Raw genomic sequence first — 19,486 nt, forward strand, 5'->3', positions numbered from 1 at the left:
ATGAAAACCTATATATCGCTGGTATTAACTGGCCTAATTTTATCTGGCTGTAGCAGTTTAACCACTGAACAAAAAGCTAAACTAGATAACCTAACTCCCTGCGAAAAAATGGATGGGCTGATTGCCGCCTATGACAATCGCTTTGCAGCGTTAAAAGACACCAAAGTAAAAACACCTTATTTAGATGTGTGGAGCGCAAAGTACAACGTATTTGGCAATAACTGCCAAGTAACCAGCTTTAACAATCAAACCGTGACCTATCGCTGTCAAGAAAACTACAAAGACCAACAACAAGCCGTTGCCATGCATCAACAAGCCGTTGAGCTCACTCGCCAATGTCTAACAAAAAATAGCAACTGGTTAGAAACACAAAAAGAGTCGGAAACCTCTCTGCGCACCACCTTTGTACTTGATGATAAATCGCCGGTTATTTCTGTTTATACCAGCAAAACCTTATCAAAAATTAAAACCTGGTCTACCTCGTTAGAAGTAGGAAAGCCCGTCGCCACTAAATAATTACGAGAGAATGTATGCGCCTAACACCCAGTAAACAATCCACTCATTTAAAAACAGACTGTATCGGTGAATGTTATAGAATGAATGGCTACTGTACTGGGTGCGGGCGCACAAGTGACGAAATATTCGACTGGATTATTTTAACCGATGAGCAAAAGCAAGCTATATTGGCCTCCCCTCGTGAAGATGCCAAAAAAGACTAGCTTAAATTTATAACCATTAAGGCGCATTACGTTGTGATGGGTCACGTTTAAAGTCTTTACTTAATCGCTTAGGGTCTAACGCTTCACGTTGTTTGCTAGCACCTTCTGCCCACCAAATTAATTGATTAAAGGTGCGCGAAAAATAGCTATCCCATGATGTTTGCTCTGCCGCATTATTTGCGTCACCACTTTCAATAAACACATCCTGCGCTTTTGGTACATGGATCATTGCTGATACCGGCAAACAGCCCAGTTCACTTAAAAAGCTGCGCATGCCAACAGCAGCGCGCACGCCGCCCCACTGCCCTGCAGAATAGGTTACAATTGCGCTGGGTTTATAGCCAAATAAAGAACTACCAAAATGGTTTAGCAAATTAGCAAGTGCCGGACTTATCGAATGATTATATTCAGGGCTCACCATAACAAAGCCATCGCTGGCTTTAATTTTTGCTGCTAAATCATCAAGTTGTTTAGGTACCTCAGCCTGCGTATAGGCAAAGTGCGGTTTAAACACAGGGTCTAAATCGTAATCGAGCGGATCAATAAGCTCTATTTCATGCTCAGAGTAATGCTCAAGCAAACAACGCTCACATGCTTTTGCTACCCTTTGCCCTAAACGAGCAGGCTTAGGTGGGCTACTTTTTCTAACCGAACCGAGAAAAATTAAAAATTTCATGTATCGGCACTCCTTTTTGATTACAAAAATAAATACCTCAAAAAAGTTTGAGGTATTTACTGTACAATTTAGGCCTTATCAAGCGCTTGGCTTATATCGGCAATAATGTCGTCAATGTTTTCAATACCCACCGATAAACGAATTAAATCGCGGCTAACGCCCGCATTGGCCAGTTCTTCATCATTTAATTGGCGGTGAGTGGTAGATGCTGGATGACACGCCAGCGATTTAGCATCGCCAATATTAACCAAACGTAAAATCATGTTTAGAGCATCAATAAACCGCGTACCGGCTTCAAGGCCACCGGCAATACCAAAACTTAAAATACCTGACGCTTTACCATTGGTAATTTTTTGGCTTATTTCGTTATACGGGCTTGATTTTAATCCCGCATAATTAACCCACAGCACCTTAGGGTGGCTCTCTAGGTATTCAGCAATTTTTTGCGCGTTTTCGCAGTGGCGATCCATTCTTAGCCCTAACGTTTCAAGGCCAATTAAAATATCAGAGGCGTTTTTAGGCGCAAGCGCCGCACCGGTATTTCTAAGGGGTACAACGCGACAACGTCCAATAAACGCCGCCTCAGCAAACGCATCGGTATACACTACATTATGGTATGACGGATCAGGCTCATTCATCATCGCAAAACGGGTGGCATTGGCTTTCCAGTCAAACTTGCCCGAATCAACAATCATGCCGCCAATAGCGGTTCCATGGCCGTTAATGTATTTAGTTAGTGAGTGCACCACAATGTCGGCACCCCACTCAAATGGGCGACATAAATACGGCGTAGCCACAGTGTTATCTACAATTAAAGGCACCCCTTTGCTGTGGGCAATTTTCGCAAGGCGAGCAATATCGACAATATTCCCAGCTGGGTTACCAATTGATTCGCAAAAAACCGCACGGGTGTTTTCATCAATGGCGTTTTCAAAGCCGTCAAAATCATCGGCTTTTATCATTCGTGCTTCAATACCTTGGCGCGGTAAGCTGTGAGCAAATAAATTATAAGTGCCGCCGTATACTTGGCTAGTGCTCACAATATTAGTGCCCACCTCACATAAACATTGAATTGCATAAGTAATGGCCGCCATACCCGAGGCCACCGCCAGCGCACCAATGCCGCCTTCCATCGCCGCAATACGCTGCTCAAGCACCGCATTGGTCGGGTTCATAATGCGAGTATAAATATTACCCGGCACTTTTAAATCAAATAAATCAGCACCATGCTGCGTATTATCAAAGGTGTACGAAGAGGTGTTATAAATCGGCACCGCTGCCGATTTAGTCGTGGCTTCAGATTCATAACCATGGTGCAACGCTAAAGACTCAAGTTTCATAATTTATTCCTTCAATATAGTTACATCTAACGTAGCATTTAATGGTTACAAAATGCACATGAAATATACTAAAGAATGTTGAAGTAATTTGATTGGATGCTGTATCTAATTCTACCGTTCGCCCATATATTCAAGAAAATGAGCCAATCGCGCATATTACTCCTCTAAGTATTTATTAAACACAATAAAAACTTAGTAATAGTAATATGTTAGGTAATTTGTTAAAACTATATGTAAAAGAAAATGAGCGCAGCGCTGGTATGAATATGCGCGATGAGCGCACTATTAAATTGTTAGGGCTCAAGGAGAGTTCGGTGAAACTTCCAACACATACGAAAAACGCTTTGTTGGCTACCTTGAAAGTTAAAGAGCTTGGCATTTCGATTGAAACACAGCAAAAAATAGGTGTGTTTGCCGTTACTTGGGGAATGTTTGAGTCCCATTTAGAAAGAGCTGTATGGATTTTACAAAATGAACAGGTTGATGGCGTTAGGCCTTCAACAGATAAAAGCTCCGCTCATAAGTGGGTTGAGGTATTAGAAAATGGTAGTGACGATTTAACACCCAAGGCAAATGATGTTTTAAAAACTGCGGCATGTGCAGCAAAAGATTTAATGAGTTATCGGCATTCGTTATTTCATGGGTACTTAGTACCATTAGGGGACACCGCTATGTTTATTAGGAATCCAAGCTGGCATGGAGAAATTAGAAATAGAGAATGCGGAGATGCACATATTGACGATAATATTATTGATTTAGCGATTGATGCATCATGGGTTCTATTTAACTTAATTATGTCTATTACTAAATTAAATGAAGATCTGGCTTCTATTACTGTTATAGAAAACTTTGAAAAAGAAGCTAAACGAATTCGCAGTAATGCAAATGAAGTGAGGCATATAGCAGCTCTAATGAATCACGAAAAGTATTAGCAGTTGAAGCCCTAACAAGGCATTTAAACGGAACAAAAACAGTTGGCTTTTGTTCGTGCCTCACAAATTATAGCCAACTATTTTTGTCCGCTTAATGCGGCGTTATGTTTTAAAGGAGTATCGATGCCAGCAGTTATAATTCCAGCAACTTTCACTGCATTAATTGCAGGTTTAAAGTTTTGGGAAGATAAAAAACTTCTCACTGAGCAACAATTAAAAGACCGAGATGAAGCTATAAATGTTGTTCTTGAAGCTGCCATATTAACTAAAGGTTATTTATACAACCGTAGAGAATTAAACGCAGAGCAAGACCGAGGCAAAGAAGAAGAGCTATCTCACGCATGGCAAAAAGCAGCTAACTGTATCTATCGCTTTGATGAACAACTATTTCAATCGGCACAAATTAAAGCTTTAGGTTGGGCTGACCCTCGTGAATGGGTTAAAGCAGCACAGCAAAATATAACTGTTACTCTAGATACTCTTATTAAGCAATGTGAGTGGCTTAAGAGTAACTAAAACATAACAAGTCATTAAAGCAGGAAAATTTACAGTTGGCTGTTTTCACTGCGTTCAACATTTTAGCCAACTATAAATTTCCTCTTAATGAGGCGTTATATGGTTTTTCAACTACGAGGTAATTCAGTGAAGACTATCGATTTTAAAATGTGGCAGTTATGTGAAAAACCAACTATTAAAAAGCAGATAAAACGTTGGCTTAAATTGCAGGAAGAAGTCCCAACCCTCTGGAAAGATTGTGATTTTGAATCAAAAGGAATTCAGCTGCTTTTTAGAAACTATACCAATGACATTAACGAGCCTTGTTTAACTATCGCTAGCGTATACTTGGCAGATGAGCTTCAGAATCAAGGTGTGCTTAAGTCATTACTAAACTATGTGTCAGAAAAATCCCCTTGGAACATTATTGCGTTTGAAGATATTGGAAATGCACATCTAAGAGACTTTTGTATAAAGTATGGCTTCAAGCCTGTTAGCTCTCGCTATCCATCTTCATTCTTCATTCTTCATCAACAAGAGTCAACTTTGTCGATTTAATGTAGATAAATTCAATTATTGATGCATCTTTTATGGCACCACCAACCATATAACAAACTGTTTAAGAGGGATTCGCAACGCGTGGCATTTTTACTATGCGTTGATTTTAGTGTTTAAGGTGGTTTGCGGCGGCATCTGTATTGCGTTGCTCACCCCTTAACAGGGCGTTAGCTGTGAGTTTTTATAACTAATAATCTGAGGCATAATAATGGAAGTTGATGAATTTACTGATACATATTCTGATGATCTCATATATCTTAAAGAAGCACGTGTAGCTCTACTTACACATCCTCTTCGCAATGAACATCACAATTTATGCAACGCTTCTTTCTGTAGAATTTATTCAATTATGATGATTGGAAGCATAGAAGCAATGCTAGAAAGGTGGTGTGAACGTGATAACTTTAATATTTTGAATGAGTACTTTGCTTCGAGTATATCTAATGAAAATCGTATAAAGAATCTTCGAGAGGTTTTCGTTGAAAAAGGGATCAATGTTCAGGCGAAAGTGTTCGACGACTATCTAGCAATAAAATATATTCGTAATGCTATTGTTCATGCTAGTTGGGAAACTGCTACAGGTAACCTGAAGCAAGACCAACTTGATTGGATAAATGAAAGAGGTTTTCCAACCGATACTCGCAAACTTACTTCTAAAGATTTAGAGCGTTTCGAATGGGTAAACGGAAATATGATGTTCTATATTGCCCTTACTGGATTAGAAGGTGTTCAAGCTAGGCCAGATTTAGTTGATATCGGAATCCCCCCTTCTCAGTTACCTGATGCAAATGGCATTATTAATCCATCAGATTGGCCTAGAATGTATTGGTCTAATATTGAACGAATATCTTCAGAAATAACAAAAATGATCGAGATTGCGGCTAATCGACCTGAGCTTGGCCGGGCTTGTGATTTTACAGAAGAGCAACTCAAGGAAATGCCCCAAGATACATTGAAAAAGAAATTTTATCTTTCAGCATTATCTGCAAAAAAAGAAGGATTTGATGGTCTCATAGACAACAATGGTTTTGCTGCTAATGCTCTCATGTGTTGGGAACAATTTGTTTCGCAGGTTTCAGTGTTTGAGATGTTTAACGAACACACAGTAAAATCAGTTTTAAAGACTTTGAGAATAATGCTTCAAAATAATATTCATCCTAAGAATAATCTTTTACCACCATTACGTAAAGATACGCCGTTCAAAATCAGAGAACAATTGTTTGGTATGTGCTTTGAGAATTTAGGGTCTTTGACGATATTAGAAATTATTGAAGCATATGATCTAGGGGAAAAAGCAAAATTTGCTATTAGGAATATTACGCCACTAAATTTATTTGCTATTCAGCTACCATTACTTGCACCTGAAAGAAACGATGAATGGCGACAAAAGGCTCAATATATTGCTGACCTTTTCGAAATTGGTCAATCATGGTACTCCTCAATAGAGGGACATTCATCACCACAATCAACCGTTGAATTTTACCGTGAAATGAACGTTATTCTAACGAAAGACAGCTAACAAGCGCTTCCAGTCGGAGCATTACTCAAGCAAGGAGAGGATATTTTGACATTAGATGAATACAGAAAAGAATTTGAACAATCTTCAAACAGATCTATTTCAATGCCGGTTGCTGGAACCATTATTTGGGGTTTAGTTGGGCTTTTAAGTACACAATTTAGCGCAAATATTTCTATATATATTCTACTTTTTGCAACAGGCGGTATTTTCCCTATAGCTTTATTAATTGCTAAATTTAGAAAAGAGAACTTAGTTTCCTCATCCAATCCTTTAGCAAAACTAATGGGTTTATGCATAGTGATGGTTAATCTTCTTTGGGCTGTCCATATACCGTTACTTTTAAATGCACCTGAATTTGTTCCTTTGAGTTTAGGCGTTGGCTTAGGACTTCATTGGGTAGTGTATTCTTGGATCGTTAAACACCCTGTTGGCTTAATTCATGCTGTGCTAAGAAGTATTTTAATTGTAGCCGCTTGGTATTTATTCCCTAACAGTAGTATTTTAGCTATCTCTTGCGTTATCGTTTTAACTTATTTAATAAGCATTTATCAAATGTTAACCAGGAATATGACAAACACCTAAACTCCGACAATGTCCTTAAAACCATCTGAACATAGAGAAAGCAATGAGTAGTAAATGAGTACCAAAAATCATTTAACTCTTGAATATCATCAGCACTCTCCCCATTGAGTTACTATAACAAGATGGAGCGATAAATGGATTTACTCAACGCTATTGATATTGAAGTGTTTTATTATTTGGGTGGAATGTTACTCGCCTTAGTAGTTTTTCAGGGAATGTTTAAGTTAGTTACTTGGAGCAAAAAAATGCCAAAGGGGGCATTGGTCTTTTTAGCTTTTTTTCCATTAATATCAATCTACCCTATTCCTCCTCAAGAAATAAAAAAAATTGAAAGAATGAAGCAAAAACAAATTAAAAGCGAAGATGAGAGTGGTGATCCAGCTAATGAAGATGAAGTTATTTAATAACTAACATGCTAACTTAGAATAATAGGAATTTAATCTGTTTTAACTTAACGTAAAGAAAAGGTACCAAGCCTTTGAAAATAAATAATAAAAATTTAGGTGTTTTACTTTGCCTATGCTTAGCCTTAATATTACTTTTGATTGCACTAAATTATAGCAATGGCCGATTATCGCACTCTTCACCTCTCAACTCAGTGGTAAAGGAACCAAATACATTAAAAACAACTCCCCCCCTTAGTTTAAAACAAAAAACACTCGATGATTTATCCGATAAAAACACTATCGCCCCTTTAGAAAAAGGCATACAAGATCAAAATAACCAACTTGCTGTAATGGCTATTCCTCGCTGGAAACAACAAGGGCAACTAAAAACACATTTAGTGCAGTTAAAAAATAAGGCTGGCAAAGGCGATATTGATGCAAAGTATATTGTTGCAGCCAATTTAAGATATTGCTTTACTGCCCCTATTGATGATTTTGCCTTACAAGCAAAGCTAGAAGCCATAGCTGATTATACCGATGCAGGTGAAGCAATTGATGCTACGTTAGAAAGATTTGATTACTGTAGTGGAATTAATCAGGAGCAACGTCGTGAGTTTTATTTATATTTTTATGATGCAGCGCAAAACGGATCTGTTGCAGCGCAACAAACATTTGCTGATATAACAGCAGAGTTTTATATGCAATCACAAGGTTTTAAAACACAAAACAGAGATGAGTACATTAAAAAGCGCGATGCATTCAAGCTACAAAAAATCGCTTTTTTAGAGCAAGCAGCCCAGCATGGCAGTGAAAAAGCGTTAATGAAATTGTCGGCTTTGTATCATTCGCAACAAATCAGCGGTAATAGCTTAGCAAAGTCGTACGCATTAAATCGCCTAATGATGGAAATAACGGAAAACGGTGAACTATATAATCGTTATGCATGGTTTGAGCAACGGCTATACCCTCAGCTTTCACAGGCTGAACTCAGTGAAGCCAACACTATCGTGAATGACTGGCTGGCAAACATTTATCAAAATGGCAGTCTTTACCCTTATTAATGATCAAACCATAGGCAATATAACAATAACGACTACCAACTCATACTGAGCCAGTGTATTTGAACAACGCTGATTCAGTAAATTCTAATATTGACATGACTTGTGTTTATCCAAGGCTGTCGTAACTTTCAAGTAACGACCGCCTTGCATTTATTGATATAAATTAGAATTTAGGGTTTAGGGTTTAATATAATGTCGAATTCACCATCACTTCGCACGTAAATAAAGCTTTCATCATCATCGTTGAAAGAAAGTTGGTGAGCATGTAGGCCATTTGAACCAAAATAACTACCGGGTTTAAGTGCCTTTAAACTACTTTTTGTTTGATAGGCTATCTTTCCTTTGATTAATACAGCGTGAAGTGTATTTGCTTTACTGCTCAGTGCTGCTGATACACCTGGTGGAAATTTGAGAAGTGCACCTCTAAATTCACCTTCTTCAAGGCTACCCCACAAATAGGTTATTTTGACGCCCGTTTTAGTCATCGACTCTTTAGAAGCCAAAGGGGTCAAATCTTGACTTCAGACATTATAACTCCTGACCATCTGCTTCTGGCACTTTGCTGCCAATCGTTAATGCAAAACACTAATAATAATTGAGGTTGCCTTTGTTTACTGGGCTTCATTGTAATAGACCGAAGTAAAAAGTGACTACCCATGTTACGTTTAACATTTCCCCCTTCATCACGCCCTGAAAATAAGGTATTGCTGAGTAATGTATTCCATGGATGAAATACAAGGCGTAACTTCGCCAAGGATGGTGAATATACGCCGCTTACGTTCAAGCAATGGTTTATATGAAGGATAAAGCGTGACGCTCGGGTGCGCTGAGAGTGTCCAGAGAGGGACCAGCGGTAGCCCCTCTTTGGCTGCTGTCGCCAGTGCGACAAAACCTTAAATAAGGTTTATTTAATCATTTACATCTCAGCCTTTAATTAACAAAAAACAATCAATCAATTATGCAACACATCAATATTTGCTAAAGCATGAGTGAAAAGCACAGTGTTGTTTTTTAGAAGCGCAGCGTCTCTTCGCCCTCTTTGTAAATCAATGATTTCAAAATCTAATTCTACAAAGATAACTAAATAAGCAGGAAGCGAGAAAATATAACCATAACGCATTCTAACTTGGCTTTTTGCTATTTTTCATCATTTCTAAATAGCGCCCTTCAATGAATTTTTTTTCTTTTGTAAGGTGTTTAAGTGCGTACTGCGTTTTTTCTAGCTCTTGCTTGAGTGTGTCTAACTCCTCACTACTTTCTGGCCCGTCTGTTTGTAACTGCAATTGCTGTAGTAGTTGGTCTTGCTCTGCAATTTGCCTTTTATATTCGTTTAAAGTGTTAAGTAGTCTTGTTTGATCGGGCGTTGAGGATGTATCTGTGCTTGATGTTTTATCACTATTTTCGCTTGCGGTTTTAAGCGCTTCATAATCTGCTTGTAGCTGGTCTTTTTCTTCTTGAAGCACAGTCACTGCATCATATTGTGCATAGAGCTTTTGACGGGTAACTTTTAATTTTTCAACACTTTTATCGAGATCCCCTTTTAGTTTGCGAATTAACTGATGCGAGCGTTTTAATTTTTTATTGAGATCATCAATTAGCTGTTGTTCTTTTTCGGTAACATGATCTTTGGTTGATGAAGTAACCTCTGTTAATTGTTGTTGTAACAGCATTTGTACACTGATTAACTCAGCGATAGTTTTTCGATTATCGTTAACATAGCTCATGGCATTGTCAACAGACTCTCTGCACATAGCTAACGTCGCATCATCCATTGTGCCGTTACTTTTAACCATACTCAACGCAAAAGCCCTAAACTCTCTGAGTATCAGTAAAAGAATATAAAACCACGCGGCTAAAATAAGTAGCCCAAAATTTATAGCAATATAATGATAAACCTCTGGCGGAAAAACGGCATATGGCATTATTTAGTTATCTTAAATTAAGTGTTTATTTACTAGAGTTTAGCGCTGTGAAAAAAATCTGCCATAATAACAACAACATTAAAAAAAAGTTACCTGTGTGAAAATACTTATCGTGGATGACAGCCATGCAACACTTGAAATTGTACGCCGAGGGTTGGAAAAGTTTGGCTATCGAAAATTATTAATAGAAAAAGCCAACAATGCTAAATCTGCGTTAACGCTGATTGGTAGTTGGCACCCCGATATTGTCCTTACAGACTGGCATATGCCTGATATGTGTGGAGTTACGTTATTACGTGCAATAAAGCAAAGGCAACTTAATATAATAGTGGCAATGCTGACCACCGTTGATGAAAAGTCTCAAATTGAAGAAGCTATTAGCTTTGGTGCATCCTTTGTATTATCAAAGCCTTTCACAGACGCGCAACTACACGATAAATTATTGCCTTTAGTACAGCTTGTTGAAAATAACGAAATCATCCCTGATGAAATTGAATTAAACAGTGATTTAGCGTTACCAAAACTGTCGCAATTAGAACGATTGTTTCATAAACATATAAGTCAGTCCTTAATCGTAAACACAATTCAACCTCAGGTATTTGATGAGTCTAAAGTACCCTGCGTCATGGCTGTTTATGAGGATCCAAAAAGTCAAAAAGTACGTGCCATTGCCATACTTGATATTTATGCTGCCTGCGTAATGGCAAGTGGCTATAGCAGCTTGTCGGCTGAAGATATCAGTAACTCTATATTGTCAGGCGTTGTAACGAATACAGCATTAAGCGCATGTAAAAAAGCGTTAACGGAAACGGCTTTTGCCTTTTTAGACAAACGAACACGCGTTAGTTTACAAATCAAAACGGTCAAAGTGATTACCACGCCTTTTCGTAAACTCACTTTGCTGTATAAAACACCTGCTGAAAAGCGCATTGATTTTAGCTGCCAGCTTGAGGGCATGGCACAAGGTAAAATTATGTTGGTTGGCATTTAGTAAATTAAACGCACGTATTTACCATTATTAAAAAGTTTATATTAAAAAACACCTTGCTCCTAAAAAAGCGCAGCGTCTCTGCACCCTCATTGTAAATCAATCACTTAAAAACCTTATTCTACAAAGAGAAGTGAATGAGCAGCAAATTAGTAACCTAAACCACCAAACAACCTTGTTTTATACCTTCCTCTGAAAGCGCAGCGTCTCTTCGCCCTCTTTGTGCATAAATCACTTAAAGACCTTATTTAACAAAGAGAAGTGAGAGCTACGAGGCGCGAGTAAAATGCTAATGTCCATAAATACGCGATATGAAATCGCTGCTACGAAATACATTTACTGATAAAAACAATTTTTGCACCACAGAGAATTCCGAGGCGCTTTGCGCTACACAGAGGTGGATTGATATCTTTTAAGCATTTCTCTGTGAACTCTGTGTCCTCGGTGGTAAATGCTTATTTAGGCTTAACTCTGACGCGATATAAAGTCGCTGCTACGAAAGACATTTACTGCTAAAAACAGTTTTTTCACCACAGAGAATCCCGAGGCGCTTTGCGCTGCACAGAGATGGATTGATATCTTTTAAGCATTTCTCTGTGAACTCTGTGTCCTCGGTGGTAAATGCTTATTTAGGCTTAACTCTGACGCGATATAAAGTCGCTGCTACGAAAGACATTTACTGCTAAAAACAGTTTTTTCACCACAGAGAATCCCGAGGCGCTTTGCGCTGCACAGAGATGGATTCATATCTTTTAAGTATTTCTCTGTTAACTCTGTGTTCTCGGTGGTAAATACTTATTTAGGCTTAACTCTGACGCGATATAAAATCGCTGCTACTAAAGATACTTACTGCTAAAAACAAATTAACTCCCCCCGCAACCCGAACCTCGCAGCTCGTAGCCCGCAGCCCGAACCTCGTAGCCCGTAGCCCGTACCCTAAGTTAAATTAATCGCCGAAAATGTTTAAACAAAAAAAGGCGCTTCCGATTAAGGTAAGCGCCTTTTTGTTATTTTAACTGCTTCTTATTTTACGATTTTCATTTCGTCTAATAAGTTTTGGGCGTTATCTACTTTATCCATTACCCACAGCATGTAGCGTGAATCTACATGGATTGAGCGATTTAGCTCTGGGTTGTAATCCCAATCACCAATAATGCTTTCGTACACACCGTCAAACAGTAAACCCACCAGCTCAGCTTTACCATTTAGTGTTGGTGAACCTGAGTTACCGCCAGTTGTGTCTACGTTTGATAAAAAGTTAACCGGTACGGTATTCATGCCACCTGTGTAATCACCATAAAGCTTGGCTTTAATTTGCTCTTGCAGCTTTTTAGGCGCATTAAATGGGTCAACATCGGTGTTTTTAGCCAGTAACCCTTCAAGTGAGGTAAACGGCGTGGCCACTAAACCATCTTGCGGAGAATACCCGCCTACCGTGCCGTAAGTTACACGTAATGTGCTATTTGCATCGGCGTAAACCGGTTTGTTTTGCGCTTTATTAAAGGCAATAATCGCACTCATTAACTCTGGGCGAGCGGCTTGTAACTTACCTGCAAGGGCTTTTGACTTATCTTCCTCAGCTTTCATTACCGTGAATATGGCTTTTGCATATTGCATGAATGGGTCTTGGCTTTGGTTTAATTGGCTAAGCGTTTGCTCAAATAATGAATTACGTACAATTTCGTTATCAAGCGTTGATTTAGCGTACATTTCATCAAGTAATGCACTTTGTTTTGCTTTATCAAACCCATTTTCTAAAGCAAAGGCTTTATCAATTTCACTAAAACGCTCTGCTTTAGGTAATGCTGCATATTGCTCTAAAAAGTGCAGTAATATGGCTTTATCTACGTTTGCGTCAAAGCGGCGTGACATACGCTCTAAACCCGATTTAATACGCGGTAAATCACGTTCTTGATAACCCGATTCACGCTCGCTATTTGGCTTTTGTTTTTCATAAGCTAAACGGTATAAACGACGTGCCGTGCTGATCATTTGTGAACGGTGAACATAGCCTACCATACGGTCGCGCTCACTGTGCTCTTGCGATTGTGCAACAAGTGCTGATAACTCATTAAGTACATTACCGTAGCGCTGTTTACGTTCGCTATCGCTGTTTATCCAGCTTGTAAGTTCTTGTTCAAACTGCTTTTTACGCTCAAACATGGTGCCTTTTTTAAAGCTTTCGATCATCGAGCCATAGTTTTTAATGTAGTTGTTATAACCAGCTATGGTGCTTTCGTAAGCAATACGCGCTTTGCTGCCATCTTCTGAGTTTTCTTCAATAAGTGACACGTATTTAGTATTGTGCATGCGCGCTTTAGGGTAGCTGTCGTTAAATACATAATCGACCTCTGCCGCAATACGGTAACGATTGGTTCGTCCTGGATAGCCAGTAACCATGACAAAATCACCCTCTTGCACGCCTTTAGCACTTACACTTAAGTAAGACTCAGGCACGTACGGTACGTTGTCTTCGCTGTATTCTGCTGGTTTGCCGTCTTTACCTACATAGGCGCGGTAAAAACCAAAATCGCCTGTGTGACGCGGCCACATCCAGTTATCGATATCGCCACCGTATTTACCTACGCCCATAGCAGGTGCATACGCTAAACGTACATCTTTAATTTCCAGCGATTTAATAAGGTAAAACTCTAAACCACCATGAAACGAATATACATTACAACGGTAGCTTTCATCGGCTTCACACTCTGCAACGAGGGCTTTTTGATTTTTTTCTAACGCATCGTAGCGTGCTTTTGCACTTAGCTCGTTAGTGCCGCTAATTACTTTATCAGTCACGTTGGTCACTGTTTCTGTAACGTACACACGCGAACCTGGCGCAGCAGGTAAATCTTCAGCCGGTGTTTTTGCTAAAAAGCCGTTTTCAAGTATGTTGTTTTCAGGCGTTGAATTATATTGCACTGAGCCATAAATACAGTGATGGTTAGTAACAACTAAGCCCTTTGGCGAAACAAACGAGGCTGTACATCCGCCTAAGCTAATAACCGCATTCATTGGAAATTCGGTTAATTTTGAAATTGAATCAACACTGATTTCAAGGCCTTTGGCTTTTAAAATTGATTCCAGCTCTGGTAGCTGATGAGGTTGCCACATACCTTCATCGGCATTGGCCGCAGAAGAAAGTGCCAGTGAACAGGTTGCTACCAAAGTGGCAACAAGAGGTTTTAAACGCATTATAGAATCCCTTTTATTATTGAACCTGCAGATTACTCATTAAGTATGAGTAAGGTCAACTACGCTGAGATAAATTGTTACAATATAGCGCTCAATAAACAAAAAAGGAGCTCAGGGTTTGTACCCTAAGCTCCTTTTTAAACAATATGATAAACGATGTTAGTCGTCTTTTTTCACATCATTTGGATGCGCTACACCCATCCATGCTTTAAATAATGCTTTTTGCTCATCAGTGGCATTTTTATTCGCAACCACTTTTTTAGGTTTATCGAAATCTTCAGACAACACAAGCTCAGTCGACATTAATGCATCACGACGAATAAAATCAACAGTGACTTTATCGCCTGCTTTAAAGGTCTCTAGGCTGGCTGTTAAGTCTTTACCTACATGCTTTTTATTAATAGCGACGAGTTTATCGTCGGTGGTTAAGCCGCCTTGCCATGCTGCACCATCGCGGCGTACATGGGTAAGCGTAAGTAACTCGCCAGTATTTTTAGTAAATGCATCTAAGCTTGGTGTGGCCTTGGCTTTTTCTGGTAATTCAAAGCTTAAACCTACTTTTGCTAGCAGTGCATCAAAATCAAGGTTGGCTGGTGAGCTAACATTTGCCTGCCACCACGCGCTGTAATCACGCCCTGATAGTTGTTTTAAAATAGCCAGTACGTCTTGCTCAGTAAACCCTGCCGGTAATTTATGCTGTTTATAAAGCGCTTTATGTACATCTCTGTAGCTAATTTTACCTTGGCTATTTTCAAGTAGGTCGATATCTAACGCCATCGACAATAATGAACCTTCAAGATAAATATTAGTGCTGTAGTTACGTGCGTGATCGCCGCCTTGGTTTATCCATTTATCAAAACTGGTTTCGCTGGCACTTTGCACTTCACGCCCCGGTGTTGTGAGGTGGCGGTTAATGGTTTTGCTTAATACTTTAAAAAACTCATCGTTAGTTTGAATACCCGAACGCACTAATAAATGATCTTCAAAATAGCTGGTAGAGCCCTCTGCTATCCATAGCAATTTTGAATAATTAATATTAGTGTAGTCATATGGCGCAAGCCCTTTAGGACGGTACGCTTTTACATTCCAGGTATGAATAAACTCATGAGCTGCAGTACTTATAAAACCTAAATAGTCTTCACGTTTAGCAAAGCGGTCGCGTGGGCGCTGAATAATCGTTGAGTTTAAGTGCTCAGTTGCCCCGCTTGCGCCTGATGTAGCATGTACCATAAATACATAACGTTCATACGGGTAGCTGTCCCAAATCACATTGCCGGTAGCCACTAGCTTTTTCAAATCGGTTAGCATCAGTTCAATATCGTAATTGCCCTCACCCCATACCACCAGTTCGTACTCACGACCATCAACTTCAAAAGTACGTAGCTCGTTAATACCGGTTTCGATTGGCGAATCAACTAATACATCGTAGTCACTGGCTTTAAAGCTGTGCTTATTTTTATAATTTTCCATGCCTGACACAGAGCGCCATGCTTTGGGGACGTTTAATTCAACCGTTACTGGCTCTTGGCGAAATGATTCGCTAAACATAAAAAAGCCTGATGCATCAATAAAGGCATGGCTGTCGTCAATATGGCGGGCGCGCTTACCTAGCTCATTGGCATACACTTGGTAATCTATATTTACTTCAGTGGGTTCATTTAAATGAACGCGCCATGTGCTGTGGTCAATCTTTTCCCACTTTAATGCATTACCTTCATCATCACTGGCTTTAAAGTAGCGAACGCCATTGGCAAGATTTAAAATTTCATAACGACCAGTGCGCCATGCTGGAAGTTTCACATCTAAGAAAGACTGCGCCGTTTTAGGAAATTCTACGTTCACATCACCTAAATGATGCTCTGGCTGAGAAATGTTTAAAGCGTAATTAACGTCGGCAAATACCGGTGCTGAACAGGCAGCTAAAATTGATAAGGCAAGTAGCTTTTTCATAAAGGCTCTTTTTTATATAACGTATTGTTGTACCAAGGTTAACAAGACCCATTTTAAAAGTGAATTAAAAGCGATAAATACACTTATATTTAAGATCGTTCGTATTTTGTTGCTAAAAACATTAAGTTTTTGATCTCATACCTACTATTAATATGTTTTTGTTGTAAACTAAACCAATAAAGGTATTAAAATAATGGTGTGTAGGTGTCTAGGAGCTCCAATACGGTGGAACAAAAACTAAAACAAGCAATCGACAGTAGAAAAGTAATAGAAAGCGCTCGTAAACATCAAGTTGACACCCTTTCTAACTTTGCGGCTAAGTTATCTTTAAGCTGTAAAGGACTTGATATTGAGCTTGATAACCGCCTAGCAAAGTTCCGTAGCGCATTAAACAAAGGAATGGATTTTGAAGACTTCTCTCCTTTGGTAGATGATATTTTGGCCTTGCTAAAAAATCAGGAAGCGATTCAACTAGCGCATCAACGCGACCTGTTAACCAGCGTACAAAATGCAGGAAAACAGTTACAACAAACGAAAGGCCTGCCTGACGAAACCCGCAGAACGCTGCGTCATTTATTAGATAACCAACTTGACGATATCCAATCGGTGCATGGGTTTATCCCAATATTAAACCAATTGATCACCTTTTATCATCAAGCTTTAATTGCTAAAAGCAATAATACCTTTGAACCACCCAATCTAAGTGTACTCACTGAAAAGCTGTTTAAATTAGTTAGTGAGCTTGTACTAGAAGAAGAAGCCAACGAATCACTGTATTTAATAAGAAAACGCATTGCTAAAAATAAAGCCGTTGATCAGTTACTTGATGCCGCAATAGATGTGATTACTTTAATTGTTAAAAGTATTCACGTTGAACGTGAATCAGCGCAAAGCTTTTTAGCTTCATTAAACCAAACACTTGAAGAGCTGCATCGCTCATTGGTATCAACCAGTGAACACTCTGAATCAATGAATGTTGAATTTGACTCAATAAATCAACGCATTGGTGAAAAGCTAGAAAGTTTAAATACACAAACAAAAAATGCGACCTCAATCACAGCGTTAAAGCAGCTAGTTGAAAACGAGTTACGCTCACTCAGTGCAGATATTTTAGAAAAAGAGCAACTCGAACAAAAAGATCGCAGAATTTTAGTTGCCAGCTTTACGCAAATAAATGAAAGAATTAATAGCTTAGAAAACAAAGTCAGTAACTATAAAAAACGTTTAAATGAGCAACGATTTAAAAGCTTACTCGACAGCCTGACAAAACTGCCTAATCGCGCGGCATTTGATGAGCGTTACAACCACGAAATTAATTTATTTAACGAACAACCGTCAGACATAACGCTAGTTGTTATAGACGTCGACCATTTTAAATCAATCAACGATCGATTTGGCCATACCGCGGGTGATATTACTTTACAAGTTATTGCTAAAGCGCTGCAAAAGTCGATTAGGCAATCAGACTTTATTGCACGCTATGGCGGCGAAGAGTTTGTGCTATTAATGCCACGCACTTCACTTGAAAACGCGACAGCGCACCTCAATAAATTAAGACAGTCTATTAAAAAGATACCGTTTAAATTTAAAGACAAACAAATTGAAATTACTGTTTCGCTAGGCGCAACCCAATTTAAAGAGGGTGATACCCCTCTAAAAGCATTTGATAGAGCCGATCAAGCTTTATACGATGCTAAAAATTCAGGCCGGGATCGTCTGTGCATTAGTAAATAGTGTTATGCATTTCTACCTTTGAGTACAAGGCATAATTACGCAGTAAATTTACCCAAGAAGTATCAAGGAGAATGCCGATGCTAATACAGTTAAACCCAACAGGGGTATTAGATTTATTATCGCAGCTAGAAGTAGACCTACTAGAACAGTCATCAACAAGCGAACGCTACAGGTTATTCAGAAATTGTGTTTTAGCTGTGCTTAATGTAGGCAGCCATACCGATGTAAGTAACGATATATACGAAAAACATAAAGACTTTGATATTCGTTTAGTAAGCCGTGAACGCGGTATTAAAATTGAATTAGAGAACCCGCCGCAAACGGCCTTCGTTGACGGCCACATAGTCACCGGCATACATGAGCACATATTTTCGGTTATTCGCGATATCTTATTTATTTGCCAAAAGTATGAAAAAAATCTCCAAGAAACTAAAGCCATTACCCACATGGTTTTTGACATGCTTAGAAATGCCGACGCTCTTAAAGTAAATAGTGAACCTAACATGATTGTATGTTGGGGCGGCCACTCTATTAACGAAATAGAATATAAATACACTAAACAAGTAGGTTACGAATTAGGCTTACGCGGGTTAAATATTTGTACTGGCTGTGGGCCTGGTGCAATGAAAGGCCCGATGAAAGGCGCCACTATTGGTCATGCCAAACAACGTATAACTAACAACCGTTATTTAGGTTTAACTGAGCCCAGCATTATTGCAGCTGAGCCACCTAACCCGATTGTGAATGAACTGGTTATTTTACCCGATATTGAAAAGCGACTTGAGGCCTTTGTTCGCACCGCTCATGCCATTATTATTTTTCCTGGTGGTGCAGGCACAGCAGAAGAACTATTGTATTTATTAGGTATTTTGTTGCACCCTGAAAACGAAAAGCAATGTTTACCTGTTATTCTTACCGGTCCAAAACAAAGTGAAGCTTACTTTGAGGAGCTGTGTCAATTCATTCAAATGACTTTAGGCGATGCAGCCCTAGATAAATTTGAAGTAATTATTGATGACCCTCAATTAGTAAGCCAAAAGTTAAAGTCGGCAATGAATGGTGTACGCGAATACCGTAAAAGCCAAGGAGATGCGTATTACTTTAACTGGACCTTGAAAATAGACAGTGATTTTCAGCAACCTTTTTACCCCTCTCATGAGGCTATGGCGTCGCTTGATTTACACCTTGATCAACCCAAACAACAGTTAGCGGCTAATTTACGCCGTGCGTTTTCGGGAATAGTGGCGGGAAATGTAAAAGAAGAAGGTTTAAATGCGATTAAAAAAGACGGCCCATATGTCCTCAGTGGCGAGCCTGATTTAATGAAAGCAATGGACACACTTTTACAAGCGTTTGTAGAACAAGGTAGAATGAAGCTCCCTGGCAGTAAGTATATTCCTTGTTATACAATAAAAGCGTGAGTTTATAA

Annotated in this window: 18 protein-coding genes; 12 read left to right on the forward strand and 6 right to left on the reverse strand. The window is 39.1% G+C overall.

Features of this window, described 5'->3' with window-relative positions:
- Window positions 1-516 carry a hypothetical protein gene (locus tag ABZP26_RS16455; protein WP_028834563.1) on the forward strand — a complete coding sequence of 172 codons (516 nt, stop codon included), beginning with the start codon at window positions 1-3 and terminating at the stop codon, window positions 514-516.
- Window positions 517-530: 14 nt separating this feature from the next.
- Complete coding sequence (locus ABZP26_RS16460; protein WP_016900157.1) at window positions 531-719, forward strand: DUF1289 domain-containing protein; 189 nt, start codon at window positions 531-533, stop codon at window positions 717-719.
- Window positions 720-735: 16 nt separating this feature from the next.
- Here the strand turns inward: ABZP26_RS16460 and ABZP26_RS16465 are convergent, their stop codons facing one another.
- Both ABZP26_RS16465 and ABZP26_RS16470 read right to left on the reverse strand, forming a co-directional pair.
- Window positions 736-1,395, reverse strand: coding sequence for an NADPH-dependent FMN reductase (locus ABZP26_RS16465; RefSeq protein WP_368485746.1), 660 nt, complete (start codon window positions 1,393-1,395; stop codon window positions 736-738).
- 68 nt (window positions 1,396-1,463) lie between these two features.
- Complete coding sequence (locus ABZP26_RS16470) at window positions 1,464-2,735, reverse strand: O-acetylhomoserine aminocarboxypropyltransferase/cysteine synthase family protein (protein ID WP_368485747.1); 1,272 nt, start codon at window positions 2,733-2,735, stop codon at window positions 1,464-1,466.
- A gap of 206 nt (window positions 2,736-2,941) precedes the next feature.
- Here ABZP26_RS16470 and ABZP26_RS16475 point away from each other — a divergent pair, with 206 nt between their 5' ends.
- The 7 genes from ABZP26_RS16475 to ABZP26_RS16505 all read left to right on the forward strand — a co-directional run bounded on the left by ABZP26_RS16475 (window position 2,942) and on the right by ABZP26_RS16505 (window position 8,268).
- A complete protein-coding gene (locus ABZP26_RS16475; RefSeq protein ID WP_368485748.1) occupies window positions 2,942-3,667 on the forward strand; it encodes a hypothetical protein in 726 nt (241 codons plus the stop codon).
- Between the two features lie 123 nt (window positions 3,668-3,790).
- Window positions 3,791-4,183 carry a hypothetical protein gene (locus ABZP26_RS16480; RefSeq protein ID WP_368485749.1) on the forward strand — a complete coding sequence of 131 codons (393 nt, stop codon included), beginning with the start codon at window positions 3,791-3,793 and terminating at the stop codon, window positions 4,181-4,183.
- A 126-nt stretch (window positions 4,184-4,309) separates the two neighbouring features.
- Entirely contained in the window at window positions 4,310-4,720 is a 411-nt protein-coding gene (locus ABZP26_RS16485) for a hypothetical protein (RefSeq protein ID WP_368485750.1), read from the forward strand.
- Between the two features lie 208 nt (window positions 4,721-4,928).
- Window positions 4,929-6,239 carry a hypothetical protein gene (locus tag ABZP26_RS16490; protein ID WP_368485751.1) on the forward strand — a complete coding sequence of 437 codons (1,311 nt, stop codon included), beginning with the start codon at window positions 4,929-4,931 and terminating at the stop codon, window positions 6,237-6,239.
- Window positions 6,240-6,284: 45 nt separating this feature from the next.
- Window positions 6,285-6,821, forward strand: coding sequence for a hypothetical protein (locus tag ABZP26_RS16495; protein WP_368485752.1), 537 nt, complete (start codon window positions 6,285-6,287; stop codon window positions 6,819-6,821).
- Between the two features lie 134 nt (window positions 6,822-6,955).
- Window positions 6,956-7,225 carry a hypothetical protein gene (locus ABZP26_RS16500; protein ID WP_075170199.1) on the forward strand — a complete coding sequence of 90 codons (270 nt, stop codon included), beginning with the start codon at window positions 6,956-6,958 and terminating at the stop codon, window positions 7,223-7,225.
- Between the two features lie 74 nt (window positions 7,226-7,299).
- The gene (locus tag ABZP26_RS16505; protein WP_010388886.1) at window positions 7,300-8,268 is read left to right on the forward strand and encodes a hypothetical protein; all 969 of its coding nucleotides are present in this window, start codon (window positions 7,300-7,302) and stop codon (window positions 8,266-8,268) included.
- Window positions 8,269-8,438: 170 nt separating this feature from the next.
- Here the strand turns inward: ABZP26_RS16505 and ABZP26_RS16510 are convergent, their stop codons facing one another.
- Both ABZP26_RS16510 and ABZP26_RS16515 read right to left on the reverse strand, forming a co-directional pair.
- A complete protein-coding gene (locus tag ABZP26_RS16510; RefSeq protein WP_368485753.1) occupies window positions 8,439-8,753 on the reverse strand; it encodes a DUF4437 domain-containing protein in 315 nt (104 codons plus the stop codon).
- Window positions 8,754-9,389: 636 nt separating this feature from the next.
- A complete protein-coding gene (locus ABZP26_RS16515; protein WP_368485754.1) occupies window positions 9,390-10,190 on the reverse strand; it encodes a chromosome partitioning protein ParA in 801 nt (266 codons plus the stop codon).
- A 97-nt stretch (window positions 10,191-10,287) separates the two neighbouring features.
- Here ABZP26_RS16515 and ABZP26_RS16520 point away from each other — a divergent pair, with 97 nt between their 5' ends.
- A complete protein-coding gene (locus tag ABZP26_RS16520; RefSeq protein ID WP_024601604.1) occupies window positions 10,288-11,181 on the forward strand; it encodes a response regulator in 894 nt (297 codons plus the stop codon).
- A 1,020-nt stretch (window positions 11,182-12,201) separates the two neighbouring features.
- On the opposite strand, the gene ABZP26_RS16525 is transcribed toward ABZP26_RS16520, so the two are convergent.
- Window positions 12,202-14,373 carry a S46 family peptidase gene (locus ABZP26_RS16525; RefSeq protein ID WP_368485755.1) on the reverse strand — a complete coding sequence of 724 codons (2,172 nt, stop codon included), beginning with the start codon at window positions 14,371-14,373 and terminating at the stop codon, window positions 12,202-12,204.
- A 159-nt stretch (window positions 14,374-14,532) separates the two neighbouring features.
- Window positions 14,533-16,323 (reverse strand): M61 family metallopeptidase, encoded by a 1,791-nt coding sequence (locus ABZP26_RS16530; protein ID WP_215522194.1) that lies wholly within the window; start codon window positions 16,321-16,323, stop codon window positions 14,533-14,535.
- 225 nt (window positions 16,324-16,548) lie between these two features.
- Here ABZP26_RS16530 and ABZP26_RS16535 point away from each other — a divergent pair, with 225 nt between their 5' ends.
- Both ABZP26_RS16535 and ppnN read left to right on the forward strand, forming a co-directional pair.
- Window positions 16,549-18,057, forward strand: coding sequence for a diguanylate cyclase (locus tag ABZP26_RS16535; RefSeq protein WP_368485756.1), 1,509 nt, complete (start codon window positions 16,549-16,551; stop codon window positions 18,055-18,057).
- 77 nt (window positions 18,058-18,134) lie between these two features.
- On the forward strand, window positions 18,135-19,478 hold the full coding sequence (gene ppnN, locus ABZP26_RS16540) for a nucleotide 5'-monophosphate nucleosidase PpnN (protein WP_013463271.1): 1,344 nt from the start codon (window positions 18,135-18,137) through the stop codon (window positions 19,476-19,478).
- Window positions 19,479-19,486 lie beyond the last annotated feature (8 nt).

The organism is Pseudoalteromonas sp. SD03, from assembly GCF_040937955.1.
Classification (GTDB): Bacteria; Pseudomonadota; Gammaproteobacteria; order Enterobacterales; family Alteromonadaceae; genus Pseudoalteromonas; species Pseudoalteromonas tetraodonis.

Bases quoted from the DNA above. Each gene is read 5' to 3' on its own strand.
- ABZP26_RS16455 (WP_028834563.1), top strand. From the start codon at position 1: ATGAAAACCTATATATCGCTGGTATTAACTGGCCTAATTTTATCTGGC.
- ABZP26_RS16460 (WP_016900157.1), top strand. From the start codon at position 531: ATGCGCCTAACACCCAGTAAACAATCCACTCATTTAAAAACAGACTGT.
- ABZP26_RS16465 (WP_368485746.1), bottom strand. From the start codon at position 1,395: ATGAAATTTTTAATTTTTCTCGGTTCGGTTAGAAAAAGTAGCCCACCT.
- ABZP26_RS16470 (WP_368485747.1), bottom strand. From the start codon at position 2,735: ATGAAACTTGAGTCTTTAGCGTTGCACCATGGTTATGAATCTGAAGCC.
- ABZP26_RS16475 (WP_368485748.1), top strand. From the start codon at position 2,942: ATGTTAGGTAATTTGTTAAAACTATATGTAAAAGAAAATGAGCGCAGC.
- ABZP26_RS16480 (WP_368485749.1), top strand. From the start codon at position 3,791: ATGCCAGCAGTTATAATTCCAGCAACTTTCACTGCATTAATTGCAGGT.
- ABZP26_RS16490 (WP_368485751.1), top strand. From the start codon at position 4,929: ATGGAAGTTGATGAATTTACTGATACATATTCTGATGATCTCATATAT.
- ABZP26_RS16500 (WP_075170199.1), top strand. From the start codon at position 6,956: ATGGATTTACTCAACGCTATTGATATTGAAGTGTTTTATTATTTGGGT.
- ABZP26_RS16510 (WP_368485753.1), bottom strand. From the start codon at position 8,753: ATGACTAAAACGGGCGTCAAAATAACCTATTTGTGGGGTAGCCTTGAA.
- ABZP26_RS16515 (WP_368485754.1), bottom strand. From the start codon at position 10,190: ATGCCATATGCCGTTTTTCCGCCAGAGGTTTATCATTATATTGCTATA.
- ABZP26_RS16525 (WP_368485755.1), bottom strand. From the start codon at position 14,373: ATGCGTTTAAAACCTCTTGTTGCCACTTTGGTAGCAACCTGTTCACTG.
- ABZP26_RS16530 (WP_215522194.1), bottom strand. From the start codon at position 16,323: ATGAAAAAGCTACTTGCCTTATCAATTTTAGCTGCCTGTTCAGCACCG.
- ppnN (WP_013463271.1), top strand. From the start codon at position 18,135: ATGCTAATACAGTTAAACCCAACAGGGGTATTAGATTTATTATCGCAG.